The sequence below is a fragment of the Vibrio sp. V39_P1S14PM300 genome (assembly GCF_009904765.1).
GTDB classification, from domain to species: domain Bacteria; phylum Pseudomonadota; class Gammaproteobacteria; order Enterobacterales; family Vibrionaceae; genus Vibrio; species Vibrio proteolyticus.
This window is the reverse complement of sequence record NZ_WXWP01000378.1, coordinates 1-9,947: the sequence shown is the minus strand read 5'-3', so window position 1 is coordinate 9,947 and position 9,947 is coordinate 1. Positions and strand designations below refer to the sequence as shown.

General features: G+C 51.9%; 6 protein-coding genes and 2 tRNA genes. 4 read left to right on the top strand and 4 right to left on the bottom strand.

Going from position 1 to position 9,947, the window contains the following annotated elements:
• Positions 1–12 precede the first annotated feature (12 nt).
• Together treB and treC are read left to right on the top strand one after the other, a co-directional pair.
• Positions 13–1,437 carry a PTS trehalose transporter subunit IIBC gene (gene treB, locus CAG65_RS19660; RefSeq protein WP_161454714.1) on the top strand — a complete coding sequence of 475 codons (1,425 nt, stop codon included), beginning with the start codon at positions 13–15 and terminating at the stop codon, positions 1,435–1,437.
• A 69-nt stretch (positions 1,438–1,506) separates the two neighbouring features.
• Entirely contained in the window at positions 1,507–3,198 is a 1,692-nt protein-coding gene (gene treC, locus CAG65_RS19655) for an alpha,alpha-phosphotrehalase (protein WP_161454713.1), read from the top strand.
• 113 nt (positions 3,199–3,311) lie between these two features.
• Here treC and CAG65_RS19650 read toward each other — a convergent pair.
• Positions 3,312–3,396, bottom strand: a tRNA-Tyr gene (locus tag CAG65_RS19650).
• 69 nt (positions 3,397–3,465) lie between these two features.
• A tRNA-Tyr gene (locus CAG65_RS19645) sits at positions 3,466–3,550 on the bottom strand.
• A gap of 276 nt (positions 3,551–3,826) precedes the next feature.
• Here CAG65_RS19645 and CAG65_RS19640 point away from each other — a divergent pair.
• Both CAG65_RS19640 and vexH read left to right on the top strand, forming a co-directional pair.
• The gene (locus CAG65_RS19640) at positions 3,827–4,885 is read left to right on the top strand and encodes an efflux RND transporter periplasmic adaptor subunit (RefSeq protein WP_161454712.1); all 1,059 of its coding nucleotides are present in this window, start codon (positions 3,827–3,829) and stop codon (positions 4,883–4,885) included.
• Positions 4,885–7,995: a vibriobactin export RND transporter permease subunit VexH gene (gene vexH / locus CAG65_RS19635; RefSeq protein WP_161454711.1), complete on the top strand. Its 3,111-nt coding sequence runs from the start codon at positions 4,885–4,887 to the stop codon at positions 7,993–7,995. The genes CAG65_RS19640 and vexH overlap by 1 nt, the downstream gene beginning before the upstream one ends.
• A 49-nt stretch (positions 7,996–8,044) precedes the next feature.
• Here the strand turns inward: vexH and CAG65_RS19630 are convergent, their stop codons facing one another.
• Positions 8,045–8,644 (bottom strand): YitT family protein, encoded by a 600-nt coding sequence (locus tag CAG65_RS19630; RefSeq protein WP_021703744.1) that lies wholly within the window; start codon positions 8,642–8,644, stop codon positions 8,045–8,047.
• A gap of 266 nt (positions 8,645–8,910) precedes the next feature.
• Positions 8,911–9,810, bottom strand: coding sequence for a hypothetical protein (locus tag CAG65_RS19625; RefSeq protein ID WP_161454710.1), 900 nt, complete (start codon positions 9,808–9,810; stop codon positions 8,911–8,913).
• Positions 9,811–9,947 lie beyond the last annotated feature (137 nt).

The following is a 9,947-nucleotide window of genomic DNA, read 5'->3' as shown; positions in this document are numbered from 1 at the left end:
GTGGACAAGGTTATGAGTAAGATAGCGAAACAAGACGTTGCGCGTCTTATCGAGTTAGTCGGCGGAGGCGAAAACATTGCCAGTGTCAGCCACTGCCTGACTCGCTTGCGATTTGTACTGAACGATACCGACAAAGCGGATAAACAAGGACTGGAAACGCTGAGCCTGGTGAAAGGCTGCTTCACTAACGCGGGTCAGTTTCAGGTTGTGATCGGCACCAATGTGGATGAAGTGTACGCGATTCTGATTGAGCTGACCGGACAGAAAGCGGCGTCGAAAGATGACGCCAAACTGGCTGCGCGGCAGAACATGAACGTCATTGAGCGGGGTATCTCTCACCTGGCGGAGATCTTTGTTCCGCTGCTGCCGGCGATCATCACGGGTGGTTTGATCCTGGGTTTTCGTAACGTCATCGGTGACATCAAAATGTTCGATGGCCAGACGCTGACCGAGATCAGTCAGTTCTGGGCTACAGTGCACTCCTTCTTATGGTTGATTGGTGAAGCGATCTTCTTCTTCCTGCCGGTTGGCGTGTGTTGGTCGACGGTGAGAAAACTGGGCGGTACGCCGATTCTGGGTATTACGCTCGGGGTGACGTTGGTGTCGCCACAATTAATGAACGCGTACCTGATCGGTAAACAAATGCCGGAGGTGTGGGATTTCGGCTTGTTCGCCATCGAGAAAGTCGGCTATCAGGCTCAGGTGATTCCGGCCATGTTGGCGGGGATAGCGCTGGCCTTTATAGAAACCAATCTCAAGCGCATCGTACCGTCCTACCTTTACCTGGTGGTGGTGCCTTTTGTGTCCATCATTATTTCTGTGGTGTTGGCGCACGCACTGATTGGCCCGTTCGGTCGTCTGTTGGGTGACGGCGTGGCGTTTGCTGCCAAAGCGGCCATGACCGGTGACTTTGCCATTATCGGCTCAACCGTGTTTGGCTTTTTATACGCCCCGTTGGTGATCACAGGAATTCACCACACCACCAACGCCGTTGACTTGCAATTGATGCAGGATCTCGGCGGAACACCTATCTGGCCTTTGATTGCGTTGTCAAACATTGCGCAAGCATCGGCAGTGGTCGGCATTATTCTGATCAGCAAAAAGCATGGGGAACGTGATATTTCGGTGCCGGCTGCCATTTCAGCCTATCTGGGGGTGACGGAGCCTGCGATGTACGGGATTAACCTCAAATACAAGTTTCCGATGCTGTGTGCGATGATCGGCAGTGCGTTGGCCGCCGCCATCTGTGGCAGCGCGGGGGTGATGGCGAATGGTATCGGCGTTGGTGGTTTGCCGGGTATTCTTTCTATCCAGCCGCAGTTCTGGGGCATCTTCCTGCTTGCGATGGGCGTTGCTATTGTGGTGCCGATTGTATTGACACTGGTGTTCTATAAACGAGCGCAAGCCAAAGGCGAGCTGGAAACAGCCAGTGCCTAAGTGAGTTTTTGGAGTGGCCCGTTGGCCACTCCATTGTTTTTTTGATTTCAGGTAAGTGAGAACACGTAGATGACGTTGACCAACCCCCAAACCGACTGGTGGAAAACTGCCACGGTTTACCAGATCTATCCCAAGAGTTTTTGTGACAGTGGTCATAAAGGCACCGGAGACATACAGGGCATCATTTCCAAGCTGGACTATCTAAAAATGCTCGGCATTGACGCCATTTGGTTGACCCCGGTCTATCAGTCGCCCATGGTCGATAATGGCTACGACATCTCGGACTACTACGCCATTAACCCGGAATTTGGCACCATGGCCGATTTTGACCAGTTGCTGCAAGAAGCGCATCAGCGTGGCATTCGCCTTATTATGGACATTGTGGTTAACCACACCTCAACCGCACATCACTGGTTTCAGTCCGCACTGGGAGACAAGAACAGTCCGCACCGTGACTATTACGTGTGGAAAGATCCGGTGAATGGCGGAGTACCCAACAACTGGCAATCTAAATTCGGCGGCAGTGCCTGGGCGCTGGACGAGCAAACCGAGCAATACTATCTGCATTTGTTTGCAAACGAGCAGGCCGATCTCAACTGGGAGAATCCAGTGGTGCGCCGGGAAGTGAAAGACATCATCAGCTTTTGGGCCGAAAAAGGCGTCGACGGTTTCCGTTTGGATGTGATCAATCTGATCTCTAAGCAACAGGATTTTCCTAATGACGACCAGGGGGACGGACGGCGCTTCTACACCGATGGCCCGCGCGTGCATGAATACTTGCAGGAAATCAGTGAAGCGGTATTCCAGAAGTACGGCAGTGTCACGGTGGGAGAGATGTCCTCCACCACCTTGGAGCATTGCCAGCGTTACTCCTCTCTGGATGGCAAAGAGTTATCCATGGTATTCAACTTCCATCACCTGAAAGTCGATTATCCAAACGGTGAAAAATGGACACAGGCGCCGTTCGACTTTCTCCAGTTGAAACAGATTTTCAATCACTGGCAGAGTGGGCTGAACGGGAAGGGGTGGGGTGCGCTGTTCTGGTGTAACCACGACCAACCTCGTGTGGTCAGTCGCTTGGGAAATGATGGCCGATACCGGGTCGAGTCGGCCAAGATGTTGGCGGCGTCTGTTCACATGATGCAAGGGACGCCGTACGTCTATCAGGGCGAGGAGATCGGCATGACCAACCCGGGCTATGAACGTATCGAACAATACCGCGATGTTGAGAGTACCAATATGTATGACATTATGGTCAACCAGCACGGCGTGCCTCACGCCAAGATGATGGCCATTCTGGCGCAGAAATCACGTGACAATTCGCGTACCCCGATGCAATGGCATGCCGGAGATTATGCGGGCTTCTCACAGGTTGCGCCATGGTTGGATGTGGCGAGCAATTATCAGCACATCAATGCAGAGCAAGCCGTCCAGGACCCCAACTCGGTGTTCTATTTTTATCAGCGGTTGATTGAGCTGCGTAAACGGGTCGCGGTGATCACCGATGGCGATTACACCGATTTGCTTCCAGAACATCCGGCGATCTTTGCCTACCGGCGCTGTAACTCGCAGCAGACTCTGATCTGTTTGAACAACTATTATGCGGAAGAAACCGAATGCGTGCTACCGGAGGGGAGCGATGCGTCGTCTGCCCGTTATCTGCTGGGTAATTATGCCGACCTAGAGGCGCAAACCGTCCATGCACACCAAGTGTTGCGTCCTTATGAGACGCGAGTGATCCTGATTGAGTCACCCCTATAGGATTCAGTCATGTTCAGCCCCGCTTGCGGGGCTTTTTTATGGCGATGATGGGTGGTTTGAATGCATATGAGCAGAAATGAAAAAAGCCAGCTCTATGAGCTGGCTTTTCAATATGGTGGAGGGGGACGGATTCGAACCATCGAAGGCAGTGCCGGCAGATTTACAGTCTGCTCCCTTTGGCCACTCGGGAACCCCTCCAGGGTATTTTTATACTTAACTGACGTTTTCCCAACGCATCAATCAAGTGTTTCTCTTGCGAGAAGAATATGGTGGAGGGGGACGGATTCGAACCATCGAAGGCAGTGCCGGCAGATTTACAGTCTGCTCCCTTTGGCCACTCGGGAACCCCTCCAGGGTATTTTTATACTTAAGCGACGTTTTCCCAACGCATCTCTCAAGTGCGGAGCGCATCATAGCAAACTCGCCCAAGCTGTAAAGAGTTTTCTTATGTTTTTGAATTGAATGCTGTCTTTTTGGGCAAAGATGACAGTTATTACCCATTTGATGCTGATAATCCCGAGAAAGTGACACTCATAACACTTTCTTTTCTCAGATTTACATTCCTTGACGTTCAAATACACTTCGAGTGATTACAATAGATCTCAGTGATAGTTACAGAAGCAAATGTATGAACAACAAAACAATTATTGGGGCTCTGCTGCTGGCAATGTCATTCAGTGCTCCTTCTGTCTCTGCAAACGGACTGGGGGGCTCGCCGGCCGTCACGGTGACTACCGAGCTGGTTCAGACCCATAAAGTTTCTCAATCTCTTTCTCTGGTGGGCAAGCTCGAAGCCGAAGAGTCGGTCATGATTTCGTCAGAGGTGTCTGGCAAGGTGGACAAAATTGCCGTGAGCGCCAATCAGGAAGTGACGAAAGACCAGCTACTGATTCGCCTTGATGACGATAAAGCCAAAGCGGCGCTGACTGAAGCCGAAGCTTATCTGAAAGATGAGCAGCGCAAATTGCGTGAATTTGAACGTCTGGTGAAGCGCAACGCGATCACACAGACGGAAATTGATGCTCAAAAGTCGAGCGTCACAATCGCGCAGGCGCGGCTGGATGCCGCAAAAGCCAATTTGAAAGACATGCACATCAGTGCGCCATTTGACGGTACGGTGGGGTTTATTGACTTCAGCCGTGGTCGATTGGTCAGTGCCGGTGATGATTTACTGACCTTGGATGATCTTTCTGTGATGCAACTGGACTTGCAGATCCCAGAGCGTTATCTGGCGATGATCAGCAAAGGCATGCTCGTCAGAGCCAAGACCGCCGCTTGGGGCGAACGGACATTTGAAGGGGAAGTGGTGGGCGTTGATTCACGCATCAACCGTGAAACGCTCAATCTGCGTGTGCGAATCCATTTTGATAACAGCGAGCGCCGCCTTAAGCCCGGCATGCTGATGTCGGCGAGCATGGCGTTTCCGGCGATCGAAGCGCCGATCATTCCGGTTCAGGCGTTGGAGTATTCCGGCACCAAACGTTACGTCTATGTGATTGGCGACGATAGCAAAGCGGTCCGTACCGAAGTTTTCCTTGGTGCTCGGATTGACAATCAGGTGGTGATTGAAAAGGGATTGGCCATCGGTCAGAAGATTGTAGTACAGGGCATCGTTAATATGCGTGACGGGGTGACTGTCAGTGAACTGGGTAGCGATGGCAAACCTAAGCAGAAGGATAACGGCTGATGTGGTTATCGGATGTCTCTGTTAAGCGCCCGGTAGCGGCGGTGGTTCTGAGTCTGTTGCTGTGTGTGTTCGGTATCGTGTCGTTCAATAAACTGGCGGTACGGGAAATGCCGGACATTGAAAGTCCGGTGGTGTCCATTTCAACGCGCTATGAAGGCGCATCGGCCACCATCATCGAAAGCCAGATCACTTCAGTACTGGAAGACCAGCTGTCCGGGATCAGCGGAATTGATGAAATCACCTCAGTGACTCGCAACAGCATGTCGCGCATCACCATCACTTTTGAGCTCGGCTATGACCTCAACACAGGTGTCAGTGATGTACGTGACGCGGTGGCGCGCGCGCAACGTGCACTGCCGGATGAAGCCGATGACCCTCTGGTGTTTAAAAATAACGGCTCCGGTGAAGCGTCGCTCTACATCAACCTCAGTTCTTCCGAGATGGACCGCACCCAATTGACCGATTATGTCGAACGGGTGCTGATTGACCGATTCAGCCTGATCTCCGGGGTCAGTTCGGTGGATGTGTCCGGGGGACTCTACAAAGTCATGTATGTGCGCCTAAAACCCGAGTTGATGGCCGGACGCGGCGTAACCACGTCAGACATCACATCGGCGCTGCGCAACGAAAATATTGAAAGCCCGGGGGGCGAAGTGCGCAACGATTCGATCGTGATGTCTGTGCGCACCGCCCGGGCCTACACTCAACCGGAAGACTTTGACTATCTGGTGGTCAAGCGTGCCAGCGATGGCAGTCCGGTCTATCTGAAAGACGTGGCCGATGTGTTTATCGGTGCTGAGAACGAAAACTCGACGTTTAAAAGCGATGGCGTGGTGAACGTCAGCATGGGGATCGTTCCACAATCTGATGCCAACCCGCTAGAAGTGGCAGACCGAGTTCATCAGGAAGTCGATAAAGTGCAGAAGTTCCTGCCGGAAGGCACGCGCTTAGCGATCGATTACGACTCTACTGTGTTTATTGAGCGCTCGATCGCGGAAGTCTACAGTACGCTGTTTATCACTGGCGGCCTGGTGATTCTGGTGCTGTACATTTTTATCGGTCAGGCGCGGGCAACGCTGATCCCAGCGGTGACCGTACCAGTGTCACTGATTTCAGCCTTCATGGCGGCGTACTACTTTGGTTTTTCGATTAACCTCATTACCTTGATGGCGCTGATCCTGTCGATAGGCTTGGTGGTGGACGACGCCATCGTGGTGGTCGAGAACATTTATCACCATATTGAGCGGGGCGAAAAGCCGCTGCTGGCCGCGTATAAAGGTACGCGTGAAGTGGGGTTTGCGGTGGTTGCTACCACACTGGTGCTGGTGATGGTGTTCCTGCCGATCTCCTTTATGGATGGCATGGTTGGCTTGCTGTTCACCGAGTTTTCCGTCTTGCTGGCCATGGCGGTGATTTTTTCCTCATTGATCGCGCTGACCCTGACCCCGGTGCTGGGAAGTAAAATTCTTCAGGCCAACGTGAAACCGAACCGTTTCAACCAGGTGGTCGATCGCCTGTTTGCTCGTCTGGAGTCTGGCTATCGCTCACTACTGAAACGCGCCCTGCAATGGAAATGGGCGGCACCAGTTGTGATCCTGGCCTGTATTGGCGGAAGCTATCTGTTGATGGATCGGGTGCCGGCTCAGCTCACTCCGTCGGAAGATCGTGGAGTGGTGTTTGCTTTCGTCCGCGGCGCCGATGCGACCAGTTATAACCGGATGTCGGCCAATATGGACTTGGTAGAAGAACGTCTGATGCCACTGCTGGGGCAAGGGTTTCTTAAGTCGTTCAGCATTCAGTCACCAGCGTTTGGCGGAAATGCGGGCGATCAGACCGGCTTTGTGATCATGATACTGGAGGATTGGAACGACCGGACGGTGACGGCGCAGCAGGCGCTCGGGCAGGTGCGAAAAGCGCTGGCGGGTATTCCGGACGTTCGGGTGTTTCCGTTTATGCCGGGATTTCGCGGCGGCTCTAGTGAGCCAGTGCAATTTGTGCTCGGTGGTTCGGATTACGCTGAGCTGAAAAAATGGGCTGAAATCATTGAACTGGAAGCGGAAAATTCGCCTTTCATGGAAGGGGCGGACATAGATTATTCAGAGAAGACACCGGAGCTGGTGGTGAGCGTCGATCGCCAACGCGCAGCAGAGCTTGGTATCAGTGTGGCGGATATTTCGGATACCCTGGAAATCATGTTGGGCGGCAAAAGTGAAACCACTTATGTTGAGCGGGGGGAAGAGTATGATGTGTACCTGCGCGGCGATGAGAACAGCTTTAACAACGCGGCGGATCTGAGTCAGATCTACATGCGCACCGCATCCGGCGATCTGGTTACGTTGGATACGGTGACCAAAATTGAAGAGGTGGCGTCGTCGATCAAGTTGTCGCATTACAATAAGCAGAAAGCGATTACCGTGACCGCCAACCTGTCCAACGGTTACACGCTGGGTCAGGCGTTGGATTTCCTCGACGCGAAAGCCATCGAAATGCTGCCGAGCGATATCTCGGTGAGCTACTCCGGTGAATCCAAGGACTTTAGAGAGAACCAGTCGAGTGTCGCGGTGGTGTTTGCACTGGCGTTGCTGGTGGCGTACCTGGTACTGGCGGCTCAGTTTGAGAGCTTTATCAACCCGCTGGTGGTGATGTTCACGGTGCCAATGGGGGTGTTTGGTGGGTTCCTTGGCCTATTTGTCATGGGGCAGGGGATGAACATCTACAGTCAGATCGGTATGATCATGCTGATCGGGATGGTGACCAAAAACGGTATCCTGATCGTGGAGTTTGCTAACCAGTTACGTGACCGGGGTATCGAGTTCGAAAAAGCCATCATTGATGCGGCGTCACGCCGTCTGCGTCCGATTTTGATGACCGCTTTTACCACTCTGGCTGGCTCGGTCCCGTTGATCTTATCCAGTGGGGCCGGTTATGAAAGCCGGGTAGCGGTGGGTACGGTGATCTTCTTCGGAATGGGATTTGCCACTCTGGTAACGCTATTTGTGATTCCGTCGATGTACCGTTTGATTTCGGCCTCAACACAAGCGCCAGGCCATGTGGAAGCTGAGCTGAATAAAGAGCTGAGTCACGATGTGAAAACCCGCAGCATTCATTAAGCGGGATGTGAACAGGGCGCCAGTTGGTGCCCTGTTTTATTTTCCTGAATTAACTGTAAGTGACGCTATAGCGGGTCGGTTTGTGGTTCATGGCCAACACCAGATTGAGTGCAATGGCGCCCAGAATAGACAAACCAATTGTCTCTGGCGTGACGAAGAAGCAGGAGGCGATCAGGATCATCGCGTCGATCACCATCTGGCTTTTGCCGACCGAAACACCGAACTTATCTTGTATAAACAGGCACAGGACGTTAAAACCACCAAGACTGGAGCGGTGGCGAAACAAGATCAGCATGCCCAGCCCCATCAGTAGACCACCGGCAATGGCGCAGTAGAGCTCGTTAATCCGCTCAAGCGAAATCACCAGATACAGATGATCGGCAAAAATCGATACCAACGCGCCTGACATCGCACTGTTGATCGCAAAACGGGCGCCGAAACGTTTCCAGGCCAGCAGGTAAAACGGGCTGTTGGCGAGAAAATACAGAGTGCCGAATGTCCAAGGAACAAATTGACTGACAAGCAGTGCCAGCCCCGTCGTGCCGCCTGTTAGCAGCTGAGCTTGTTGGAGAAAAAAGACCCCCTGAGCCACCAAAAAGGTACCAGTCAGGATGGCTATCCAGTCTTCTTTGCGGGAATGTTTTTCCATTAATTTATATACGACCTTATCAACAGAGGCGAGCATACTATTGAAAAGAGTGCGTTTTCGGTAGTTGGTAGGTAATAAAACAGGCTAGGCAATGTAATTGTCACTTTACAGAGTGTAAAGGGCAAAATTGACACGTGAGTATCTGCTTATGCAATGACGGCTGAAAGCGATTAAACCTGAGGTAGGCGATGATGAATAGGGATTTTCCGGACAAGAAGGCTTTGCCTAGTATCACAAAGCCTTTTTCGGTGTTTTCTTTGCGCGGTTTAGTGCGTTTCGAGTTTGCTCAGTTGGACTTTTGTTTCGTTGATTGGTTCTTGTTGTGCCTGTTGATGTTCGGTTTGCTCTATTAATCCCAAACTCGGGTTAAACCAACGTTCCGCGGTTGCAGAGAATTCCATGGAGTCCATATCGTCGCAATTGAGATAATAGCTGTTCTGCTCGGTCATAAACGCCGCTTCAATGACCTTACCCGACACCGTAAAAGTTTTTCGTGCCCCGGTCTCACCGATTTGCTGCTGCCAGGTCACCAGGCAAGATGTCGTCATTGGCAGGTTTTGCACCCACTCGTGCTGGTCAAAGTCTCCGAGTAAGTGTTGTACTGCCTGAGCCGTTAATCTGGTTTGCAGAGTCAGTGTTTCTTCGCTGATATCGATGTTGGGGTCATTCTCTCTGACGTCTGTACCACTCAAGCGAAACAGCGGGCTGGCGTACATCAGGCGTGGCGTGAAACGTGGATCAAGCTGGTAAGCTTCGCTGACCTCATGCAGCGCCCCATCGATGCCGGCAAAGTACAGGGTATCGTCTTCTTCACCGGTACTGAGTTGTTCCTCTGAGTAGTAAAACTGCTCGACACCATAATTGACCAGATCATGAATTTGCTGGTTTAATTCGTCACTAGCGGGAATCAGGCTCAGCGTAGTTAACAACTGCTCAGCCGTCATTGCCTGAAAGCGCAGTCTCATCTCACCTTCTGCTTGTCCATCCACGGTAAACGTATAACTTAATTGAGTCGAGGGTGAAGGGGAGAAGGTGGCATTATGAATCGGGTAATCGACTTTGGGCTGCGGCTGTTTGTCCGGAATGGATGTACCAGAAGATGATCCTCCGCCACAGCCCGTAAGGGCAAGAGTGATGGCGGTGAGTAATGTCGTTTTGTTTAGCATAATGTGCATTCCTTATTAATTCGGCCCAGTAAGTCGGGCCTTATGTGAATGCACTCATGCTAAGTATTGCCCCTGATAAAGGGCAAAAAACAAAAGCTAACAGGGAATAATAAAAGCTTAATTTTATATTTATCCCT

What these genes read in the sequence shown, in the direction of transcription:
- treB (WP_161454714.1), top strand. Translation starts at nt 13, where the DNA reads ATGAGTAAGATAGCGAAACAAGACGTTGCGCGTCTTATCGAGTTAGTC.
- treC (WP_161454713.1), top strand. Translation starts at nt 1,507, where the DNA reads ATGACGTTGACCAACCCCCAAACCGACTGGTGGAAAACTGCCACGGTT.
- CAG65_RS19640 (WP_161454712.1), top strand. Translation starts at nt 3,827, where the DNA reads ATGAACAACAAAACAATTATTGGGGCTCTGCTGCTGGCAATGTCATTC.
- vexH (WP_161454711.1), top strand. Translation starts at nt 4,885, where the DNA reads ATGTGGTTATCGGATGTCTCTGTTAAGCGCCCGGTAGCGGCGGTGGTT.
- CAG65_RS19630 (WP_021703744.1), bottom strand. Translation starts at nt 8,644, where the DNA reads ATGGAAAAACATTCCCGCAAAGAAGACTGGATAGCCATCCTGACTGGT.
- CAG65_RS19625 (WP_161454710.1), bottom strand. Translation starts at nt 9,810, where the DNA reads ATGCTAAACAAAACGACATTACTCACCGCCATCACTCTTGCCCTTACG.